At 71.2% G+C, this 19,808-nt stretch carries 16 protein-coding genes; 7 read left to right on the top strand and 9 right to left on the bottom strand.

All coding sequences use genetic code 11. The annotated features are described in order from the left end of the window. Positions 1-7 precede the first annotated feature (7 nt). The gene (locus tag ACFWYS_RS09505; protein ID WP_384765344.1) at positions 8-544 is read right to left on the bottom strand and encodes a tripartite tricarboxylate transporter TctB family protein; all 537 of its coding nucleotides are present in this window, start codon (positions 542-544) and stop codon (positions 8-10) included. Beyond that, a complete protein-coding gene (locus tag ACFWYS_RS09500; RefSeq protein ID WP_384765517.1) occupies positions 541-1,503 on the bottom strand; it encodes a Bug family tripartite tricarboxylate transporter substrate binding protein in 963 nt (320 codons plus the stop codon). Before ACFWYS_RS09500 ends, ACFWYS_RS09505 begins: the two co-directional genes overlap by 4 nt. Before the next feature lie 145 nt (positions 1,504-1,648). Between ACFWYS_RS09500 and ACFWYS_RS09495 the strand changes: the two genes are divergently transcribed. Further along, positions 1,649-3,328: an ATP-binding protein gene (locus ACFWYS_RS09495; protein WP_384765342.1), complete on the top strand. Its 1,680-nt coding sequence runs from the start codon at positions 1,649-1,651 to the stop codon at positions 3,326-3,328. Further along, positions 3,325-4,005 (top strand): response regulator, encoded by a 681-nt coding sequence (locus tag ACFWYS_RS09490; RefSeq protein WP_384765340.1) that lies wholly within the window; start codon positions 3,325-3,327, stop codon positions 4,003-4,005. Before ACFWYS_RS09495 ends, ACFWYS_RS09490 begins: the two co-directional genes overlap by 4 nt. A 21-nt stretch (positions 4,006-4,026) precedes the next feature. On the opposite strand, the gene ACFWYS_RS09485 is transcribed toward ACFWYS_RS09490, so the two are convergent. Then, positions 4,027-4,326 carry a DUF1876 domain-containing protein gene (locus ACFWYS_RS09485; RefSeq protein ID WP_384765338.1) on the bottom strand — a complete coding sequence of 100 codons (300 nt, stop codon included), beginning with the start codon at positions 4,324-4,326 and terminating at the stop codon, positions 4,027-4,029. Between the two features lie 386 nt (positions 4,327-4,712). On the opposite strand from ACFWYS_RS09485, the gene ACFWYS_RS09480 reads away from it, so the two are divergent. The 4 genes from ACFWYS_RS09480 (at position 4,713) to ACFWYS_RS09465 (ending at position 9,259) form a co-directional block, all read left to right on the top strand. Next, on the top strand, positions 4,713-5,390 hold the full coding sequence (locus ACFWYS_RS09480) for a response regulator transcription factor (RefSeq protein ID WP_384765336.1): 678 nt from the start codon (positions 4,713-4,715) through the stop codon (positions 5,388-5,390). Positions 5,391-5,401: 11 nt separating this feature from the next. Further along, on the top strand, positions 5,402-6,646 hold the full coding sequence (locus tag ACFWYS_RS09475) for a sensor histidine kinase (protein ID WP_384765334.1): 1,245 nt from the start codon (positions 5,402-5,404) through the stop codon (positions 6,644-6,646). A 221-nt stretch (positions 6,647-6,867) separates the two neighbouring features. Next, a complete protein-coding gene (locus ACFWYS_RS09470; protein WP_384765332.1) occupies positions 6,868-8,226 on the top strand; it encodes a hypothetical protein in 1,359 nt (452 codons plus the stop codon). A gap of 157 nt (positions 8,227-8,383) precedes the next feature. Then, a complete protein-coding gene (locus ACFWYS_RS09465) occupies positions 8,384-9,259 on the top strand; it encodes an alpha/beta fold hydrolase (RefSeq protein WP_384765330.1) in 876 nt (291 codons plus the stop codon). A 7-nt stretch (positions 9,260-9,266) separates the two neighbouring features. On the opposite strand, the gene fxsT is transcribed toward ACFWYS_RS09465, so the two are convergent. The 5 genes from fxsT to ACFWYS_RS09440 form a co-directional block, all read right to left on the bottom strand. Then, positions 9,267-13,202: an FxSxx-COOH system tetratricopeptide repeat protein gene (fxsT, locus tag ACFWYS_RS09460; protein ID WP_384765329.1), complete on the bottom strand. Its 3,936-nt coding sequence runs from the start codon at positions 13,200-13,202 to the stop codon at positions 9,267-9,269. Further along, positions 13,199-14,530, bottom strand: a complete 1,332-nt coding sequence (locus ACFWYS_RS09455; RefSeq protein WP_384765327.1) for a TIR-like protein FxsC — start codon at positions 14,528-14,530, stop codon at positions 13,199-13,201. Before ACFWYS_RS09455 ends, fxsT begins: the two co-directional genes overlap by 4 nt. A 104-nt stretch (positions 14,531-14,634) precedes the next feature. Further along, the gene (locus ACFWYS_RS09450) at positions 14,635-15,408 is read right to left on the bottom strand and encodes an AAC(3) family N-acetyltransferase (RefSeq protein ID WP_384765326.1); all 774 of its coding nucleotides are present in this window, start codon (positions 15,406-15,408) and stop codon (positions 14,635-14,637) included. A 1-nt stretch (position 15,409) separates the two neighbouring features. After that, on the bottom strand, positions 15,410-17,602 hold the full coding sequence (fxsBH, locus tag ACFWYS_RS09445; protein ID WP_384765515.1) for a radical SAM/SPASM protein FxsBH, inactivated beta-hydroxylase extension form: 2,193 nt from the start codon (positions 17,600-17,602) through the stop codon (positions 15,410-15,412). A 163-nt stretch (positions 17,603-17,765) separates the two neighbouring features. Beyond that, positions 17,766-17,969 (bottom strand): hypothetical protein, encoded by a 204-nt coding sequence (locus ACFWYS_RS09440; RefSeq protein WP_384765325.1) that lies wholly within the window; start codon positions 17,967-17,969, stop codon positions 17,766-17,768. A gap of 216 nt (positions 17,970-18,185) precedes the next feature. On the opposite strand from ACFWYS_RS09440, the gene ACFWYS_RS09435 reads away from it, so the two are divergent. Continuing rightward, the gene (locus tag ACFWYS_RS09435; RefSeq protein WP_384765323.1) at positions 18,186-19,100 is read left to right on the top strand and encodes a DUF4231 domain-containing protein; all 915 of its coding nucleotides are present in this window, start codon (positions 18,186-18,188) and stop codon (positions 19,098-19,100) included. Between the two features lie 42 nt (positions 19,101-19,142). Here the strand turns inward: ACFWYS_RS09435 and ACFWYS_RS09430 are convergent, their stop codons facing one another. Then, positions 19,143-19,673 carry a hypothetical protein gene (locus ACFWYS_RS09430; RefSeq protein WP_384765513.1) on the bottom strand — a complete coding sequence of 177 codons (531 nt, stop codon included), beginning with the start codon at positions 19,671-19,673 and terminating at the stop codon, positions 19,143-19,145. Positions 19,674-19,808: the final 135 nt, after the last annotated feature.

The following is a 19,808-nucleotide window of genomic DNA, read 5'->3' as shown; positions in this document are numbered from 1 at the left end:
CCAGGCCTCACAGGATTCCTTGCAGGACGCCGGCGGGGAGGTTCACGCCGAGGCCGATCGCGAACGCGTAGAACGTCGTCAGGGAGAGCGTCGTCGCGATCAGCAGGTTGCGGAAGTAGTGGCGGTTGCCGAGCGCGAACGCGGTGCCCCAGAACAGCAGGCCGCCGCTGATCACCCAGCCGAGCCGCTCGATGAGCAGCGCGTTCGCCAGGAACACCGCGATCAGCAGCACCACGGTGCGCCAGTCGCTGCCGGCCGTCAGGTCGACGTCCTCGCCGGCCTCCGGCTCACCGTGGCCGCCCCGGGCCACGTCGACGGCGTACAGCACCGCCAGCAGGACGAGCAGGGCGCCCAGGATCAGCGGCACCGCGCGTGGGCCGACCGGGTCGGTGCCGCTGGTGATGTGCGGGATGCCGACGGCGTCCACGATCACCGCGGTGCCCAGCAGGGCGAGGAACGCGCACACACCGTACTGTGCGCGGTCCCCACCCTCCCGGGGCGGCCGGGACTCCTCCGCGGTCCGGTCCTCCACCTGCGAACTCATGCCAGGCCGAGCTCGGTCAGCAGGTCGGCGACGGCCTTGTCCTGCTCGGTCAGATAGCTGCCGAACTCGTCACCGGTGGCGAAGGCGTCGACCCAGCCGTTCTTCTCCAGCTGCGCCTTCCACTCCTTGGAGTCGTGCATGGTGGTCAGCGAGTCGACCCAGGTCTTCTTCTGCTCGTCGGTGATGCCCGGAGGGGCGACGATGCCGCGCCAGTTGGTGAAGACCAGGTCGATGCCCTGGTCCCTGAGCGTGGGCGCGTCCTTCAGCGCGTCGATCGGCTTCTCGCTGGTCACCGCGAGGACCCGGACCTGCCCGGCCTCGATCTGGTCGAGGAACTCACCGAAGCCGCTCGCCCCGAAGGCGATCTTGTTGCCGAGGATGGCCGGAAGCAGCTCACCGCCACCGTCGTAGGAGACGTAGTTGACGTCCTTCGGCTTGAGGCCGACGGCCTTCGCCAGCTGCATCGGCAGCAGGTGGTCGGGCCCGCCCGGCGACGAACCGCCGCCCACGGCGAACTTCTTGGGGTTCTTCTTCCAGGCGGTGACGAGGTCGTCCATCGACTTGTACGGGGAGTCCTTCGGCACGACGATCGCGCCGGCCTCCTCGATCAGCTTGGCGATCGGCGTGGTGTCGGTCAGCGTCGCCTTGGACTTCGAGGTGTACGAGGCTCCGACGACACCCAGGCCCATCTGCATGGCCATCTTGCCGTTGCCCTTCTCGTTCACCAGGCGCTGCAGGCCCACGGTGCCGCTGGCGCCGGGCAGGTTGAACACCTGCACACCGGAGGCGACCTTGGTGTCCTGCATGACCTGGGTGACGGTGCGGGCGGTGAGGTCGTACCCGCTGCCCGGGGTGTTGGGGACCATCAGACGAAGTCCGGTGACCGGCTTCCCGTCCCCGCCTCCGCTCCCGGAACCCTCCTTGTCGGCGGTGGCACCACAGGCGCTGACCGCGATCATCGACACGGTGGCAAGAGCTCCGACAAGTGCGGCTCGTCGACTTCTCATGGCTCATCTCTTTCGCTCGGCCTGATCCGGCGCCATGATTGTGCGGTTCCTGAGACACCCCGTCTCGGTTGTGTGACCATTGAAGGTTGAGTTCATAGTGGTCATAACGTCACGGTCACCGTCGCGGAAGCAGCGCCGTCACACGCTCGCAGGTGAGCTGCTGGTATGGCAGCTCGCCATTGTCGTGATCGTGCTGGCCGCCGTGGCCGCGGTGTCGCTGGCGCAGTCCAAGGCGACCTTCGACCGGGTCGAGGGACGCCGGGTCACCGCGCTCGCCGAGGAGATGGCGGGCAACCCCCTCGTGCGCACCCAGCTGGTCCGGCCCGCCGTCGCGGAGATGCTCGCGCCGCTGCTCCAGTCCACGCTTACCAGGTCCGGCGTCACCTCCGCGACGGTCGCCGACTCCCGCGGCCGGATCGTTGCCTCCACCAACCCCACCCTCCTCGGGACCCGGCTGCCGGTCGCCGGTGTGGACGCCGCCGAGGGCCGCGGCTGGTCCGGCGAGCTGCCGGTGAACGGGATCACCGAGCTGGTCTCCCAGGCGCCGGTGCTCGGCGCGGAGGGCGGCCACGCCGGGGACCACCTGGGCACGGTGATGATCGGCCGGGCCTCGCCCTCGGTCTGGGAGCGGCTGGTGGGCGCCTCGTCGTATCTGCTCATCTACCTCGGCGTCGCCAGCGTCCTCGGAGTGGCCGGTTCCTGGCTGCTGGCCCGGCGGATCAAACGGCAGACCTTCGGCATGGAGCCGCGCGAGATCGCCGGGCTGGCCGAGCACCGGGAGGCGATGCTGTTCGGGATCGCCGAGGGCGTGGTGGCCCTCGACCCGCACCAGCGGCTCACCCTGGTCAACGCCGTCGGCCGCGGGCTCCTCGACCTCCCCGAGAACTGCGTCGGCATGAGCCTGGCCGACCTGGGGATAGAGGGACGGCTGTACGACGTCCTGGCCGGGACCGCGCCCGAGGGGGAGCCCGGCGATCTCGTACGGCGAGACGAGGTGGTCGTACGCCGGGGCCGGGTCCTGGTCATGAACCGGATGGACGTCACCAAGGACGGCCGCCGCCTCGGCTCCGTGACGACCCTGCGCGACCGTACCGAACTCGCCCAGCTGGAGCGGGAGTTGGGCTCCTTCCGCAGCACCACCGAGCTGCTGCGCGCCCAGGCCCACGAGTTCTCCAACCAGCTGCACACCATCTCCGGGCTCATCCAGATCGGCGAGCACGACGAGGTCGTACGGTACGTCCGCGCCCTGCGCAAACACCGTGAGTCGCTGGACCTGAGCATCACCAGCCGGGTCCGTGACCGGGCCGTCGCCGCGCTGCTCCTGGCCAAGTCGGCGCTCGCCGCGGAACGCAAGGTACGGCTGAAGATCTCCGAGCGGACCTCGCTGGAACGGCTGGCACCGACGGACTCCGCGGACGTGGCGACCGTACTCGGCAATCTCGTGGACAACGCGGTCGACGCGGCAGTGGCGGGGGACGACCGGCATGACGCGTGGGTGGAGGTCGAACTGCGCCAGGACGCCTCCAGCGTGGAGATCGTGGTCCGGGACTCGGGGCCGGGCGTGGCTCCCGAGCTGGCGCAGGAGGTGTTCTCGCACGGGTTCACCACCAAGGCCGCCCAGGGCGGCGACCGGGGGATCGGCCTGGCCCTGACCCGGCTGGTGTGCAAACGCCGGGGCGGTGAGGTATCCGTGGCCAACACACGGGCGGGCGCCATGTTCACCGCCAGGATGTCCGTCGGCCGTCCGGCCGACCGAGCGACGGAGACGGTCCGATGATCGATGTGCTGATCGTGGAGGACGACTTCATGGTGGCGCGGATCCACCGCGGATTCGTCAACGACGTCGCCGGGTTCCGGGTGATCGGCACGGCGAACTGCGGCGAGCAGGCGCTCACCGCGGTGGCCGAGCTGCAACCGGACCTGGTGCTGCTCGACCTGTATCTCCCCGACATGTTCGGGCTGGAGATCATCCCCCGGCTGCGCACCGCCGGGCACGACTGCGACGTCATGGTGATCAGCGCGGCACGCGAGTCGGACGCGGTCAGGGCCGCCGTACGGCAGGGCGTCGTCGACTATCTGCTCAAGCCGTTCGACGCCGAGGATCTGCGGGCGCGCCTGGAGCAGTACGCGGCCCGGCGCAGCAACCTCTACGCGGCGGTGGTCAGCGGGCAGTCCGACGTGGACCGGGCACTGGCGCGGGGCGCGGCACCGGCCGCCGCACCGGCCGCCCTGCCCAAGGGGATGAGCGTGGAGACCGCCGAGCTGATCGAACGCGAGCTGCGCACGGCCGACGGCAGCCTCTCCGCCGCCGAGTGCGCGGCCCGCCTCGGCGTGTCACGGGTCAGCGCCCGCCGCTACCTGGAGCACTTCAGCGTCACCGGCCAGGCGGAGGTGTCCCTGCGCTACGGACAGGCGGGACGGCCGGAGCGGCGGTACAGCTGGGTGGACGTCTAGAAAGGCCCCCCTGAGACACCCTCAGGGCCTCTCCCACGCCCGGCTGCCTCCCTGAGCGTCGAGCGGGCCGGCCAGCTGGACGATGTCGTCGGAGGCGATGTCGTGGAGTCTGATGGCGAGGTCCTCCAGGGCGCGGCTGGCGGCGAGCTCGTCGCCGATCTCGGGGATGGGCCGGTCGATCGGATTGCGGTGGGCCACCCCCCGGCCGGTGACGGCCATCATGTCCTGCGGTGTTTCCTGCGTGGTCAGTACGGCCTCGGCGCGGGTGTCGTCGCCGTCCTCGGTGATGTGGATCCGGACGGTCCAGTTCTTGTCTTCCATCGAGATCACTTCCGTACTGGGTCGGAGTCCTACTGATGAGCGTGCGCCTGTTCCCGGTCCGGGTCCAGCGCTCCCCGGCCCGGCTCGGGGAGGCCTCCGTCCTCCCTGGGAAGTAGCCCGGCGCGCAGTTGCTCCTGCCGCGGAGGCATGACAAGTGCCTCCGTGGGCACGATGTGCCGAAAGGTTGCGCAGAGCAGGCTGGCCGCAACGGACCGACGTAAGAGGAGGGCGCCATGAACCGCCAGACCCACGTTCGTGTGCGTGTCACCCGCCGGCCCGCCGTTCCCCGCGACACCAGGGGCGAGATCGACCGGCGCACCCCCTCCGGCCGGATCCTCCCGTACTGACACCGGGCCCGTTCGTCCGCGCGGACGTAGCGTGAGGGCATGCGGGTGCTGGTCGTCGAGGACGAGGAGCGGTTCGCGGACGGGCTCAGGGACGGCCTGGAGGCCGAGGGCTTCGCCGTGGACGTCGCGCTCGACGGGGTGGACGGGCTGTGGCTGGCCCGCGAGAACAGCTACGACGCGATCGTCCTCGATGTCATGCTGCCCGGGCTCAACGGCTACCGCCTCTGCCGCACCCTGCGCGCCGAGCGCGACTGGACGCCGATCCTCATGCTCACCGCCAAGGAGGGCGAGTGGGACGAGATCGAGGGCCTCGACACCGGCGCCGACGACTATCTGACCAAGCCCGTCTCCTACGCCGTACTCCTCGCCCGGCTCCGGGCACTGCTGCGGCGCGAGGCGCGGGAGCGGCCCGTCGTGCTCGCCGCGGGTGATCTGCGGCTCGATCCGGCGGCCCGCACGGTCAGCAGGGCCGGGCGGGACATCGAGGTCACCGCGCGGGAGTTCGCGGTGCTGGAGTTCCTGCTGCGGCGGACCGGGGAGGCGGTGACGAAGCGGACGATCCTCGACCACGTCTGGGGCGACGACTTCGAGGGCGACCCGAACATCGTCGAGGTGTACGTGCGGCGGCTGCGCAACAAGGTCGACCGGCCCTTCGGACGGCGGTCGCTGCTGACCTCGCGGGGGCACGGGTACCGGCTCGTGCCCGACGACGGGTGACGGGTGCCCTCATGGCGGGCGAACGGTACGAACGCCGGCTGCGGGCGGTAAGGGTCCGGGCCACGGTCGTCGTCGTGCTCGCCGTCGCCGTCGCCCTGGTCGCCGCCGGCGTCGGACTGGTCGTCGGGCTGCGCACCGAGCTCAGCAACGACGTACGGGACGCCGCCCGGGCGCGGGCCTCGGACGTGGCCCGGGTCATCGAGGCCGGCCGCGGCGTGCCCGCGCCGACCGTGACCGCGCCCGACGAGGAGTTCCTGCAGGTCATCGCCGCGGACGGCACGGTCGTCGCGGCCAGCGAGAACGTCGCGGGACAGCCCGCGCTGGCCCGGCTGGCCCCTGGCGGAAGCGCCTCCGTCGACACCCCGCTGGACGACGACCCCTTCCTGGTGGTCGCGGTCGGCGCCCGGGACGACGGCCGCGACCTGGTCGTCCTCGACGGACGGGACGCCGCCGGAGTCTCCGAGGCCACGGACACGGTGACCTGGCTGCTGCTCATCGGCCTGCCCGTGCTGCTCGTCCTCGCGGCCGCCGCGACCTGGATCGCCGTGGGCCGGGCGCTGCGCCGGGTGGCCCGGGCCGAGGCCGCGCAACGCCGGTTCGTCTCCGACGCCTCGCACGAGCTGCGCTCACCCGTCGCCACCGTCCGCCAGCACGCCGAGGTCGCCCTCGCCCACCCCGGGCGGTCCGACACCGGCTCCCTGGCCGGCACCGTCCTGGACGAGGCCGTACGCATGCAGCGCCTCGTCGACGACCTGCTGCTGCTCGCCCGCGCCGACGAGAGCGCCCTGCTGCAGGGCGGACGGCGCCCCGTCGACCTGGACGACCTGGTCCTGGCGGAGGTACGCCGACTGCGCTCGGCCTCGCCCGCCCCGCGCGTCGACAGCACGGCGGTCGGCGCGGCCCGCGTCACCGGCGACGCGGAAGCCCTCGGGCGCCTGGTCCGCAACCTGGGCGAGAACGCCGCCCGGCACGCCCGCACCCGGGTGGCGTTCGAGCTCACGGACGCCGGGGACGGCTGGGTCCGGCTGGTGGTGGAGGACGACGGCCCCGGCATCCCGGCCGCCGAACGGACCCGGGTCTTCGACCGTTTCGTACGACTGGACGAGTCCCGGGCCAGGGGAGCCGGCGGCGCGGGACTGGGCCTCGCCATCGTCGCGGAGGTGGCGGGGGCGCATCGGGGGCGGGTGGAGGCCGGGGTGAGCGAGGGGTTGGGCGGGGCTCGGTTCGTGGTGGTTCTGCCATCGGCGGGGGAGTGAGGGTCGTTCGCCTGAGGGCTCGGGTTTTCGTCCGTTGCCCACGAATCCACAACCCTCCTCCACCTCCCGCTCAAGCCCTCTCTGACACAGCGTTCAGAACCGTTCAGGGGTTGTTCAGCGCCCCTGAGGGACTCTCGACCCGTCGGCATCGGCATCGGCATCGGCATCGACATCGACATCGACATCGACTCGGAATCGGCATCGGCATCGAGGAGGCCGCCATGAACACTCAGCGCAGGATTCTGTGGCCGGGAGCCGTCGTGGGTGCCGTCGTGCTGATGGCCGGCGCCTGCACCGGGAGTGCCGGCGGGACGGAGCCGACGGGCGGCGCCGGGGACTGTGTGCACGTCGTCGACGAGGCGACCGGCGAGACCGGCAAGGAGTGTCTGCCGCTCGCGCCCGAGAGCGCCCGCGTGGACCTGGCCGAGCCGGCTTTCACGCACCCGACCCGGATCACCAACCCCCTGCACCCCACCAGCGAGGTCGACCAGGTCGTCATGGGCGGCCAGGCGGACGGCGAGGTGTTCCGCACCGAGGTGAGCACCCTGCCCGGCACCAAGACGATCACCTTCGACGGCAAGACGGTCCACGCGCTGACCGAGCAGTACGTCGCCTACTCCGCCGGCCGTGTCCACGAGGTCGCCCTCGACTGGTACGCCCAGGCCGACGACGGTTCCGTCTGGTACCTCGGCGAGGACGTCTTCAACTACGAGGACGGCGTGGTCGCGGACACGGAGGGCACGTGGCAGGCCGGCCGGGACGAGGCACCCGCCGCGATGATCATGCCCGCGGATCCGCAGCAGGGAGACGTCTACCGGCCGGAGAACCTGCCCGGCGTCGTCTTCGAGGAGGTCACCGTCAAGGAGGTCGACCGGACCGTCGACGGGCCGTACGGCAAGGTCGACGGCGCGATCACCGTGCGCGAGGTGCACATGGACGGCTCGACCGAGGACAAGATCTTCGCCCCGGGCTACGGCGAGTTCTCCACGGGCGGCCAGGGCGGCGACCTGGAGGCGGTGTCCCTCGCCGTGCCCACCGACGCCCAACAGGGGCCGCTGCCCACGCGGTTGGCCGCGCTCGACCGTGCGGCACGGGCCGCGCAGGACGGCGAGGTCACCGACGCCGACCTCGGCGCGGTGCGGGCCGCCTGGACGGCGTACCGGGCCTCCGACGCCGTACCGAAGCTGCTGGACCGTCAGATGACCCGTGATCTCGACACGCTCGCCGGGGCCGTCGCCGCCAAGGACGAGGAGGAGTCGGTGGACGCCGCGCTGCGGGTCGCGCAGAACACCTCGGACCTGCGGCTGCGCCATGAACCCGTGCGGACGGTCGACCTCGCGCGGTTCGCCCTGTGGGCACGGCAGTTGGGGATCGACGCGGCGGCCGGGGCCGAGGGGCCGGTCGCGGGCGACGTCACCGCTCTCGAACTCGCCTGGGACCGGCTGCGGGACGACTCCGCGGCGTCCGCCGAGGTCACCGCGGAACTGCGCCACGCCCGGGAGGCCGCCGACCGCAAGGACGTCGCGGCGGCCGAACGGCTCGCGGCCGGCCTCGGTGCCGCTGTGGCGCAGATGAAGTGACGGGAGCGGCCGGCCGGGGCTGCGGTCACCTGATGGCAGCCCAAGTCGCCTTGTGGGCAAGGTGGTTGGGCGAATCCGTCGTTTCGCCGCATCCGCGTGTGGGCAAAGGACGTGCATCGTGGCCCCGGTGTGGGGCTTCGAGAGGGGGAGCGCGGCGGTGTCTGACCATGTGCGGACGGCGGACGGGCGGCAGTTGCGGGTGGAGGTCTCGGGCGACCCCCGGGGGCGGGCGGTGTTCCTGCTGCACGGCATGCCGGGCAGCCGCGTCGGCCCCCGCCCCCGGCCGATGTTCCTCTACCACCGGGGTGCCTGTCTGATCAGCTACGACCGCCCCGGGTACGGCGGTTCGGACCGCCACCAGGGCCGCCAGGTCGCGGACGTCGTCCAGGACGTCTCGGTGGTCGCCGACGCGCTGGAGCTGGACAGCTTCGCGGTGGTCGGCCGCTCCGGCGGCGCACCGCACGCGCTGGCCTGCGCCGCCCTGCTGCCGGACCGGGTGACCCGGGCCGCCGCCCTCGTCGGACTCGCCCCGCGCGACGCGGAGGGACTCGACTGGTTCGCCGGCATGGCACCGTCCAACGTCGACGAGTTCCGCACGGCGTACACCGACCCCGAACGGTTCGCGGCCCGGCTCATCCCGAGGTCCACGGCGATCGGGCGGGACCCCGAGCGGCTGCTCGCCCAGCTGCGCAAGGACCTCACCGACGACGACCGGTCGATCGTCGCGGACACGGCGATCCGCTCGATGATGCTGCGCAACTTCCGGGAGGCGCTGCGCCGTTCCCCCTACGGCTGGATCGACGACATCCTGGCACTGACCGGGCCCTGGGGGTTCGATCCCGCGGACATCAAGGTGCCCGTGCTGCTCTGGCACGGGGAGCACGACGTCTTCTCGCCGGTCTCCCACACCTCCTGGCTGGCCGCACGCATACCGCACTCCAGGAAGGTCGTCGACCCCGGGGCGGCGCACTTCACCGCCCTGCGCGCCCTGCCCCGGATCATCGACTGGCTCATCGGCGGACCCGTCGTCTGACCGGCGGTCACACGGCCAACGGCTCCAGGTCCCGGTAGATGCGGCGCCCCTCGGACGCGACGTGGATGATCCCGTTGTCCTCCCCGAGCAGCCGGCGCAGCTCCTCCATGGTCTCGTCGCGCGCCCGGCGGGCCTCCTCGCCCCGGCCCAGCGCGTCCAGTGTGAGGGTGAAGTTGGCGACCACCGCCAGGGTCTCCGGATGGTGCTGCCCGAGCACGGTGCCCAGCGTGACCATCGCCTTCTGCTCCAGCTCCAGCGCCTCCTCCAGACGGCCCTGATCGGCGAGGACGTTGGCGTAGTTGATCTCGGTGAACAGGATGTGCGGATGCTGGTCCCCCAGCACCTCCGCCATGCGCGGCAGCACCTGGCGGAACACCTCCGCCGCCTCCTCGATGTCGCCGCAGCCCCAGTGGAAGATACCGAGGTTGTTGAGGGCGGCCTGGGTGTAGGGGTGGGCCTCGCCCGGCACCTTCCGGTACTCGGCCAGCGCCTCCAGGGCCACCTCGCGCGCGGCGTCGCGCTCGTCGGCCGCGAACAGGTCGGCGGCCAGGTTCAGATCGCAGGCCAGCGAGTCCGGGGTCGGCTTCGGGTACTGCGCCCGGTACTGGGCACGGGTCGCCGTCGTCAGCCGTCGGGCGTCCTCGAACTGCCCTGCCCGGCGCAGCGACACGGCCAGCGACTTGGCGCACCGCAGGGTGCCCGGGAAGCCCTTGCCCAGGATGCGCTTGTGGGCGTCGTACGTGCGGGACAGCAGCGCCACCGACTCCGAGTAGCGCCCGACCTCGCGCAGATCGCGGCCCAGCCGCTCGGCGGACGCGAGCGTGTAGGGGTGGTCGGGACCCAGGACCTCCATGCGCCGGTCCAGGGTGTCCTGGTCCAGGACACGTGCGTCGCCGTAGCGGCCCACCATGCGCAGGGCGAGCGCCAGGTTGTTGGCGGCGCTCAGGGTACGGCGGTGCGACTCGTGGAAGATCTGGCTGAACCCGTCGTGCGCCTCGCGGGCGAGGCCGACCGCCGACCGGTACTCGCCGAGCGCCGCGAGATCGCTGGCCAGGTTGGACGTCGTCACATAGGTGTGCGGGTGGGACGGCCCGAGGACGCGGCTCTGCCGCTCCAGCAGCTCCTCGTCGATCGCGCGGGACTCCACATAGCGCCCCTGGGACCGCAGCACACTCGCCAGCTGGCAGCGCAGATACAGATACTGCACGTCGTCCTCGCCGAGCAGATCCTTCCAGTGGGCGAGCAGATCCTCGGCGAGGCGCTGCGCACCGGGGAAGTCACCGCGCTTCCAGAGGTAGCGGACGCGGTCGATGAGCAGACGGCGGGTCGGGGCCTCGGTGCAGTTGCGGGCGTCCGAGGCGCCCAGGTGCGGCCAGACCACGGCGAAGCGCGGCCAGGTCTCCGGGTCGTCGGTGGGTTCGTCGCCGTCCGGACGGGCACCGGCGAGCACGGTGTGCACGACGTGCCGGGCCTGCTGCTGCTCCTCCTCGGTCAGCTGGGAGCGGATCACGGCCTGCACCAGCCGGTGCACCTGGATGCTGTTGCTGACCTGGTCGACCTTGGCCAGCGCGAACCGGCCGATCTCCCGGACGACCCGGCCCAGCAGCAGGCTCTCCTGCAGGGACGGGTCGTAGGGCCGCAAAGCGTCGATCATCTCCTTGCTGTAGAGGAGCTGGGACGAGATCGGCTCGGGCGCCAGGAACGCGCACAACTGGAGCAGCCGTACGGAGGCGGGGGATCGTTCCTTCAGGCGGGCGATGGAGATGTTCCAGGTCGCCGCCACCGGGTGGGAGTAGTCGGCGGGCTGGTTGAGCGCCAGGACGTCGGTGGTCTGCTCGGCCAGCTGCCGCAGGTAGTCGTCGATGGGGGTGGCGGTCTCGGCGAGCCAGGCCGCGGTCTGCTCGACCGCGAGCGGCAGGTCGCCCACCGCGTTCGCCACCTGGTCGGCCTCGCCGGAGCTCAGCCCGGAGGCCCTGCGGGTGAGGTGCTCGACGCTCTCGTCGCGCAGGAAGACGTCGATGGGCATGGACGAGCCCTGCTGCCCCCATGCCTGGTTGCGTGAGGTGATGAGGATGTGCCCGCCGCCGCCCTGCGGGAAGTAGCGGGTGAGCCAGGACGGGTCGTCGGCGTTGTCGAAGACGAGCATCCAGCGTTTGGTCGGCAGTCCGCGGGCCAGCATCTGCACGGCCTCCTGGCCGGCCATGGTCATGTCGTCGCCACCCGGCGCGCCGATCCGGGCGCCCAGGTCGGCGAGCGAGGCGAGCACGTTGTCCTCGTGCTCGGCCGACGTCCACCACACCAGGTCGTAGTCGGCCATGAAGCGGTGCACGTACTCGATGGCCACCTGCGTCTTGCCGACCCCGCCGAGCCCGAACAGGGTCAGCGGCTGCGGCACGACCCCGGACACGCCGCCGGCGAGCTGGTCGCGCACCCGGTCGAGGATGAGGTTGCGGCCGGTGAACGTGCTGTTGCGCATCGGCGCGTTCCAGTGCGCGGGCGTGTTGCCGGGGAAGCGCGGGCCGACCGTGCCGGACTCGACCGACTGCGCGGGCAGGCCGACGGCACCGAGCAGACCGGCGACACAGTGCGCCTCGTCCAGGCGGTGCAGGTCGACCGGGTTGTGGTCCAGGTAGGAGGTGAGCAGCCGCACCTCGTCGACCCGCAGCGGGATCATCACGCCGCTCGGCGCGTCCGCGTCGGACTCGGTCAGGGCACGCCAGACCGCGTCGGCGTACCGGGACTTCTGGAAGGCGTTCGACAGCAGCACCAGGGTCCGCACCGTGACGTCCGTGCGCTCGACGGGACCGGCCGATATGTCGTGCAGGGTCACCTGGCAGCCGGCCCGCTTCAGCCGCGCCTCGATCCAGTCGGCCCACATACGGTTCTCCGCCGCGTACGCCACCACGATCTCCGCCGTGCTCGTCATGGGCCGCCGCCGCAGGAACGCGTCACGGCAGCGCAGCCGCACCGGCTCGGGGACCGGGGGCAGGGAGGTGACCTCGCCGTCCGAGATCACGGCGGTGAGGCGCTCGAACGCGGACAGCAGCGAGTTGGCGATGCCGCTCTCGTCCCCGACGGTGGCCAGGGTCTCCTCATAGGCGTAGTACGGCCGGTACGGGATCTCGACGTTCCCCCAGTAGGCGGTCTGGTCCTCGGGGCTGAGGTCGCTGTCGTCGGTCCCCTTGGGGAGGCCGTCGAACTTGAGCCGGGCCAGCGCCCGTCCGGCGTCGACCTTCTCCTTCTCGCCCTCGTCGATGCGCATCGGCACCGGCAGTACCCGGATCCTGCGCTTGCGGTAGCCGTCCTGGACACTGCGGGCCACCGCGGCGGCGCCGTCCATCGACTGGTCGCTGAGCGTGAAGCAGTCCACGAGGACGTCGGGCATCTGGATGGTGCAGATGTCGGCGTTGTCCGAGAGACCGGTGCGGCTGTCGATCAGGATGTAGTCGTACGACGCGCGCATGCTGTCGCGCAGCGCGTCGAGGAACAGGCCGCCGCCCAGGCGCTCGTAGAAGTTGTCCCACTCGAACGACGACACCGTGGCCGAGTAGGTGCGGTCCTGCCGTCCGGCGGACAGGAAGTCGAGCGAGCCGCCGTCCGCGAACCGCAGGCCCAGGCGCTCCGGCGTCAGTGAGATGGCGTGCTGCTCGACGTCCGCGAAGTCCAGGTGCCAGGGCCCGGAGCGCTGGGTGCCGGTGGTCGCCGCCCAGGCGTACTCGTTGATGATGTCGATGACTCCCGTGGTCGCCGCGAGGGCGTTGGGATCGAGGAACGGATGGAAGAACCGGTGTAAGCCGGGCGCCTCCAGGTCCCAGTCGACGGCGAGGACACGCCGGCCGTTGGCCGCGAGGATCCACGCGGTGTTGGCCAGGGCCATCGTGCGGCCCGTTCCCCCCTTGTACGAGTAGAAGGTGATGATGCGTCCGTCGTGCGCGGCCGTCATGCTTCTCCTCCGCTGTCGGGTTCCGCATCCGGGTACGGCTGATGGGTCGGGCCCATGAGACGGGGCCGTGGCACATGCGGGCCCGGGGGCGGGTGCGCCTCCGCGTGCTTGAGGTACTGCCGGGTCGTGTGGGCCACGACCGCGGGCAGGACGTCGGTGAAGGCCTTGAGGCTGGGGACGCCGTTCACGGCCATCCGGGACTCGGTGCGCCGGCCCCGGTCCAGGATGAGCGGCAGGGTGCGCTCCAGGTCCTCGGCGAGCTTGCGGCCCTCCTCGCCGTGGCACTGCACGTCGGACCGGTTCCAGGGGATGACGGCGCTGACCCAGGGGCGCGCCAGCGAGTCGAACTCCTTGAGCCTGCGCCGGTGTTCCTCGTCGGTGAGGACCCAGCGGTCGACGAGGAGGATGCCCGGCCGGCCCGACGGCCACTCCTTCTCGTGATCGCCCCCGGCACCCGGGTCGGCCGTCTCCTCACCACTGGTGTCCTCGTCGTCGAAGGAGGACACCGTGATGCGGTAGTCCAGCGACCGGATCAGTTCCTCGGCGAGAGCGGGCAGCGGCCGGGTGCTCTCCGAGTGATACGGGTTCCAGTCCTGCGGGTCCTCGCCGTACGGGCGCCTGTCGCGGTGCTCGGGGATGGTGTCGCGGGTGGGCGCCGCCACGGTCAGATGGATGTGGCGGGGTCCCTCGCCGCGCGGCTTGAAGGCGCTGGGCGTGGACTCGTACGGGCGGGGCCGGCTGGCGGGCAGCGGGGACTCGTGGGCGACCCGCACGATGCGCTGCGCGAGCCCCAGCACCGTCTCCTCGTACTCGTCGTGCAGCCGGTTGAGTTTGATCAGCCCGTATATCCCGTGGGCGGCGTACCGCTCCCCGAAGGCGTTGTCGATGTGGATGTGCCGTACGGAATCGGGGAGTTGGGTGTACTCGACGCGTGTCCACAGCGCGGGGACGATGGCCGGGACGTCGCCGGCCCCCCGGGCCCGGGCCCGCAGGATCCGCTCGTTGAACGCGAACCACTCACGCCCGCACATCTCGCTGGTGAAGTAGCGAGGTGAGAAGAGGGGGACGAACACCCGGCACATGGCCAGGTTCTCACTGAGCTTCTCCGGCCATCCGTCACCGGAACGCATTTCACGGTCCATGAACCCGGCGGGCGCTCCGGCGGGCAGGTCCGTCAGCGCCATGATGTGGTCGCACAGGTCGGTGAAGAGCACATGGACCCAGTGGTCGGGGTCGCCGCCACCTGTGCTCCAGGGCGGTGTGTGGGCGTAACTCAGAAAGAAGTAGGGCCGGTTGTCCGACTCTCGACCCCGCTCCGGTACGTTCACGCGCCCCCCTGCAACGGCTGACGACGCCTCGCCGACGGTGTCATCCGGCCGGACCAACAATGTGCCCGACGATCCGGCCGAACGTGTCGCCGGTTTCACGTCATTCAGTGTCGATATCCGGACATCTGCTCGCAGACGAAATCGACGGCGGGCCGCATCTCCACCAAGGCGACCTCTTTTCCGGCGAGTCGGCCCCGGACCACCAGCTCCTCGGGCAGCCGCCCGCCCAGCGCGGCGAAATCCGAGTCATCGAGCGCGGTGTCCTCGTACGACACCCAGTTCCCCCGCTCACCGACCACACAGTGATACGTACGCTCGGGCCGCGGCGGAGTCGTCCGGTACTCGGCGAGATGGAACGCGGTGCACACCTCGAACCCCACCCGCAGCAGCAGCACCTGAGCCCGCGCCTCGTACAGCCGGGCGAGCGGGGAGCGTTCCCCGAGCAGACAGTGCGGGTCGTGCCCGTCGAGCAGCTCGGCGGCGCGTGGACCGAGCCCCGCCATGGACGTCTGCGGATGCGCACTGCGCACGGCCCCCGGCGACGTACGGACGCACTCGGCGAGCATCCCCATCGCCGTGCAGGGCGTGCCGCCGGGGTCGAAGGCCGGCATCGACGCCCGGAACCGCTCCCGCTCCAGCTCCGTCATCCCGACGGTCCGCGCCCGGTGGGCCCGCGACGTACGCGAGTTCTCCTGGGTGAAGGCGGGCACCACCAGCGTGCCCCCGGGGCCGAGTGCGTCGAGCAGGGCATCGCGTACGTCGGTTGCCCGCAGCCCGCTGCCCCCCAGCGAGGCGTGCACCATGAGCACGCCGCCCGCCCGGACGCCCAACTTGCCCAGCATCAGGGAGAGTTCGGCCGACTCGTCAAAGGCGGTCATGCTACTGCGCCCACTTCCGCCAGTCGGCCCGGAGCTGGCCGACGAAGGCCGCCCCGGTCTCGGTGAGGTCCCGCTCCGGCTCGTCGGCCAGTGCGGTGAGCGCGCGGTGGGCCTCCTTCAGGGCGACCGCCCGGGGCCCCGCGTCGAAGCACTCGTCCGGTGCCCGGCAGGCGGTGGCGAGCGCGTCGTCGGCCTCGTCCAGCAGCCGGCCGGCCGGGCGGCCCGGCACGGTGAGGTCGGTCGTCTCCCGCAGGGCGAAGAACCTGGCCCGTCGGCCGAGCCGGGGCAACTGCTGGGCGACGACCTCGGGTTCGGCGTCCACGGCGACCCCCAGCGCACCGGGGGCGTGTTCGCCGAGCTGGACACCGGCGCCCTTGGCCAACGGTGTCACGACCCGGGGGACGAACAGGCCCGGATCGCCGCGCCAGCCGGGCAGCTGCTCGTCGGCGAGCTCGAAGGCCAGGGCGAGCCGCTTGCCGAAGAGCGCACGGTCCGTGGGCTCCAACGGCTCGTGGACGTCGGCGGGGAAACAGCGCCGGGCCGGATCGGCGTCATCGACCAGCGGCCCGTCCGCCACGGACCGCAGGGTGTGCACCGACTGCGCCGACGGCACCGACTGCAGGGGTCGTAGGGGCCGCCACGCCCCGTGGTCGTCCTCGTCCACCCGTACCCGCTGCACACCGTCCGCATGGCGCACCGCGAAGCCGTCCGGGTACGTGGTGACCTCGACCCGGCCGGACACCGGCAGGGTCAGCGTGCCCAGCGTCGGCAGGTGCAGCCGCCGGTTCCCCTGCTCCCACGCCACGGTCACCTCGGTCCGGCCACGCACCCCCGCGGCCACGGTCAGGGCGGCGAGCCAGCCGGAGAGGGGCCCCTCGCTCCAGACCCGGCGCAGTGCGGACCGCACATAGGGGTGGGCCAGCAGCACCTCCAGCTCCGGCCCTGCGTCGGCGTCCCCGTCGAGGAACAGCAGCGTCTGCCAGGCACTCGCCCAGTCAGTGTCCTGCGCCGCCCGGTCGTTCGCCCGCCGGAGCAGGCTGCGGGTCAACTCTCCCTGCGCGACGTGCAGTTCGCCGATGTCGTGCACGGCCGGGGAGAGCGTGCGTTCCGTGATCCGCTCCGCCACGCCGTCGATGAAGGCCCGCAGGTCGTCGCAGTAGACGGACGGATTGTCGAAGCCCCGTTCGGTGCTGTAGCGATGGGTGTAGAGCCCGCCGCCGCACGACTCCACGACGGCGCAGCGCCGGCAGGTCTCGCTGACACCGTCGATACCGGACTGCCGGGCACGCACGCCGGGGTGCCGGGCGAAGTCGTCGAAGGTGTGCTGGAAGACGTCGTAGCCGGTGGCCGGAGCCCCGTCATAGGCCGCCTTCAGCGAGTCGGCCTGCTCGATGGCGCCGTCGGTCTCCACGACCGCCAGATCGGACGGAGCCAGCCCCATGGCCTCGGTGAGGCTGGGACCGCCGCGCAGGGTGCTGAGCACCGAGTCGAAGGTGCGCACCTCCATCGGGCGGCCCTGCTCCAGCCACCGGTCGAAGACCCCCAGCAGCCAGTCGGCGTACGGCGTGGGGGACCCGGTGCTTCCGGTCGGCGGTGGGCTGTCCCAGGTGGAATGCGGCAGCAGATAGTCGATGCGGGGCGGCTGCAGTCGCGCGAGCGCGTCATGGACCGTGACCGGGTCGTTCTCCACGTCGACGGTGCACAGGATGCCCTGGTAAAGGCTCAGGTATTCGGGTGCCCGCAGCCGCTCGATCCCCCGCAGCACCTTCTCGTAACTGCTCCGTCCCTTTCGGTCCAGCCGGTGACGATCATTGGCCGTTTGATCGCCGTCCACGGAGATACCGACCTTGACGTCGAATTCTTTGAGGATCTCCAGATGGCGTTCATGAAGAAGGATGCCATTGGTGTGCATATGGAGGTCCACGGTGGTGACGGGGGACAGGATGTGCGTGATTTCCTCGCAGATCCGGCGCAGTCGCGTGGGACCCACGAGAAGGGGTTCGCCACCGTGAAGAATTACGGCGATGGAATCGAGCCGGTGCGCCTTGGCGTAATCGGACAGGCGTTGGGCGACCTGTGTGACCGTTTCCTGGGAGATCACGGTCGGGCGCGTCTTCCAGCTCTGGTCGGCGAGCTCGTACATGTAGCAGATATTGCAAGCGAGATTGCATCTGCTATGGATCTTCAGGACCATTTCCTGGATACGCGTCACCCGGCACAGCATATGGGGTGCCGACCCGTGGAGCGCGGTCAAGTCCTCACCCGATCAAGTGAGTTGAGGTACTCCGGTTGTGACTTCCGGGTTCCCGGCGGTCGTTTCCGCCGGGAAGGCCGGGTTCGTGAGGATCCGACTTCGCTCAGAGTGCGGCGTCGAAAGTGATCGGCTTCTTCGAGCGCCATCCAGCGGCATCGGTCACCCGGCTGGTCGCCTTCACGGCAGACGCCTTGTCGGTGGTGACGGAATAAAGAGGAGTGGATCGACGGGCCGGCCGTGGCGCGGTCGATTCGTGCTGGATCTTCGCGGTCGTGTGGTTCATGGCTTTCTCATGGCTCCAGATCATGGTCGACAGATTCAGCCCGTTTCCCGTCGCAGGGTGGGGAACCGATGGGCGTTGGGACCTGTTGACGTCTGGATACGACCTGAACACCTGTGGTGGACTTCTTCGAGTACCTCTTGCGCGGACAGTAACACGCAGGGTGGGCGGTCGCCTACCGGGGGCGCGCGTCTGGGTTGACGCGGCTTCAAATGTTCACTTGCCGGCACTACGGGGGAATAAATGGCAGCCGGAACTCCAGGCCCAAGTGTCACGTTGAGTGACGGCGACTTACCGCCGCTCTTTCGTGAGAGCGACCAGCGGGCGGTGGTCCATCAGGGTGAGGCATTCCGGGCGGTCCGGGTCCAGCTCGTCGTCCTTCTGCTGGCCACCGCTGCCGCGATGCTGGCCGAGCGCCTCGACAGCCACATCCCGGCGGCCCTGGCGGCCGGGCTGTACGCCCTCACCGTCGTCATCGGCATCCGCACCTCCCGCCGCCGCGCCCGTGTGCACTGGGTGACGGACCGCGCCGTGGCCGAGCTGCTGAAGTCGCTCGCATGGATGTACATGGTGCACGGCGGGCCGTTCCACTCCCGGTTGCTCCACCCCGACGACCGCTTCGAGGAGCAACTGGAGGAACGGCTCCGGGAGTTGCGCAAGGTCGGCTGGGAGGACGTACGGGACGGGCCCTATGTCCGGGGCGCGGCGCAGATCACCCCGGCCATGCGGGCGGTCCGGGCGAAGCCGTTCGAGGTGCGCCGGGACATCTACCTCCGCGACCGGGTGATGGAGCAGCATGCCTGGTACAAGCGCCGGGCCGCGCAGGCGCACCGCGCCTCGACGCACTGGTCGGCCATGACGGCCGCACTGACTCTGCTGGCGCTGGTCGCGGCCGTGCTCAGGGCCACGGGAGTGATCTCCGGCTGGGACCTGACCGGGCTGCTCAGCACGGCCGCCGCGGCCGGCGTGGCCTGGCAGGAGATGCGGCGTCACCGGCCGTTGACCTACGCCCATTCGCTCATCGAGCAGGAACTGGAGACGATCCGGATAGCGATGGGGACGACCGTGACGGAGGAGCGGTGGGCCGACGCGGTGGCGGAGGCGGAACGGCTCGTGTCGCCCCAGCACTCGGACTGGCTCGGCCGGTTCGGGAGTTGAGGTGATGTCAGCGAGGGGAGCGCTCTCAGGGCGTGTGCGCGGTCAGTCGCGCTGCACGCCGGGCCGCCACAGGACCGTCACCGGGACCCCGGTGCGCCGCGCGTACGCCACCACGTCGCCGGTACCGCCCACGCCGCGGGCCGGGCGGCCGTCCCAGACGGCGACCAGGCGGTCGGAGTGGTCCACGATCCAGCGGCCCGCCGCGAGGTACGCCTCCTCGTGCGTGGGCTCGGCCGGCATGTCGACGCGGCGGGCACAGGACTTGAGGAGCCTGCGGTACCTGGCCCGGGTCTCCTCGTCGCCGAGGTGCGCCTCGTAGTCCATGCCGGGGATCACGGCCGTCACGGGTACGCCGCTGTCCAACGCGATCTCCGCGAACAGTTGGTCGGCGCCGGCCGCCAGGCTGCTGACGGCCTCCAGGTCGCCGTCACCGCTGAGTTGCCGGCGCATCTCCGCGCGCACGGACGGCAGGGCGGGGCCGGGGATCGCGCGGTGTCCGGTGATGCCGATACGCAGGGTGGTGCGGGTCGCGAGAACGGGTGCGGAATCGGTCCGAGGCGTGCGGTGCGTGATGGTTCCGGTCGTGCCGGTGCCGGTCGTCACGAGAGGGCCCTCCTGCCACCGTCGGTGAATCCACCGTAGCGTCGTGTGATGGGAGCGCGTAGGGGGCGTACTTGGGCACGGCCGGGACCAGGGCCGGTCCGGCGG

This window comes from Streptomyces sp. NPDC059010, assembly GCF_042740355.1.
Lineage (GTDB): Bacteria > Actinomycetota > Actinomycetes > Streptomycetales > Streptomycetaceae > Streptomyces.
The sequence above is the reverse complement of the archived record's forward strand: the minus strand, read 5'-3'. Positions and strand labels throughout refer to the sequence as shown.

Bases quoted from the DNA above. Each gene is read 5' to 3' on its own strand.
- ACFWYS_RS09505 (WP_384765344.1), bottom strand. From the start codon at position 544: ATGAGTTCGCAGGTGGAGGACCGGACCGCGGAGGAGTCCCGGCCGCCC.
- ACFWYS_RS09500 (WP_384765517.1), bottom strand. From the start codon at position 1,503: ATGATCGCGGTCAGCGCCTGTGGTGCCACCGCCGACAAGGAGGGTTCC.
- ACFWYS_RS09490 (WP_384765340.1), top strand. From the start codon at position 3,325: ATGATCGATGTGCTGATCGTGGAGGACGACTTCATGGTGGCGCGGATC.
- ACFWYS_RS09485 (WP_384765338.1), bottom strand. From the start codon at position 4,326: ATGGAAGACAAGAACTGGACCGTCCGGATCCACATCACCGAGGACGGC.
- ACFWYS_RS09480 (WP_384765336.1), top strand. From the start codon at position 4,713: ATGCGGGTGCTGGTCGTCGAGGACGAGGAGCGGTTCGCGGACGGGCTC.
- ACFWYS_RS09475 (WP_384765334.1), top strand. From the start codon at position 5,402: ATGGCGGGCGAACGGTACGAACGCCGGCTGCGGGCGGTAAGGGTCCGG.
- ACFWYS_RS09470 (WP_384765332.1), top strand. From the start codon at position 6,868: ATGAACACTCAGCGCAGGATTCTGTGGCCGGGAGCCGTCGTGGGTGCC.
- fxsT (WP_384765329.1), bottom strand. From the start codon at position 13,202: ATGACGGCCGCGCACGACGGACGCATCATCACCTTCTACTCGTACAAG.
- ACFWYS_RS09450 (WP_384765326.1), bottom strand. From the start codon at position 15,408: ATGACCGCCTTTGACGAGTCGGCCGAACTCTCCCTGATGCTGGGCAAG.
- fxsBH (WP_384765515.1), bottom strand. From the start codon at position 17,602: ATGGTCCTGAAGATCCATAGCAGATGCAATCTCGCTTGCAATATCTGC.
- ACFWYS_RS09440 (WP_384765325.1), bottom strand. From the start codon at position 17,969: ATGATCTGGAGCCATGAGAAAGCCATGAACCACACGACCGCGAAGATC.
- ACFWYS_RS09435 (WP_384765323.1), top strand. From the start codon at position 18,186: ATGGCAGCCGGAACTCCAGGCCCAAGTGTCACGTTGAGTGACGGCGAC.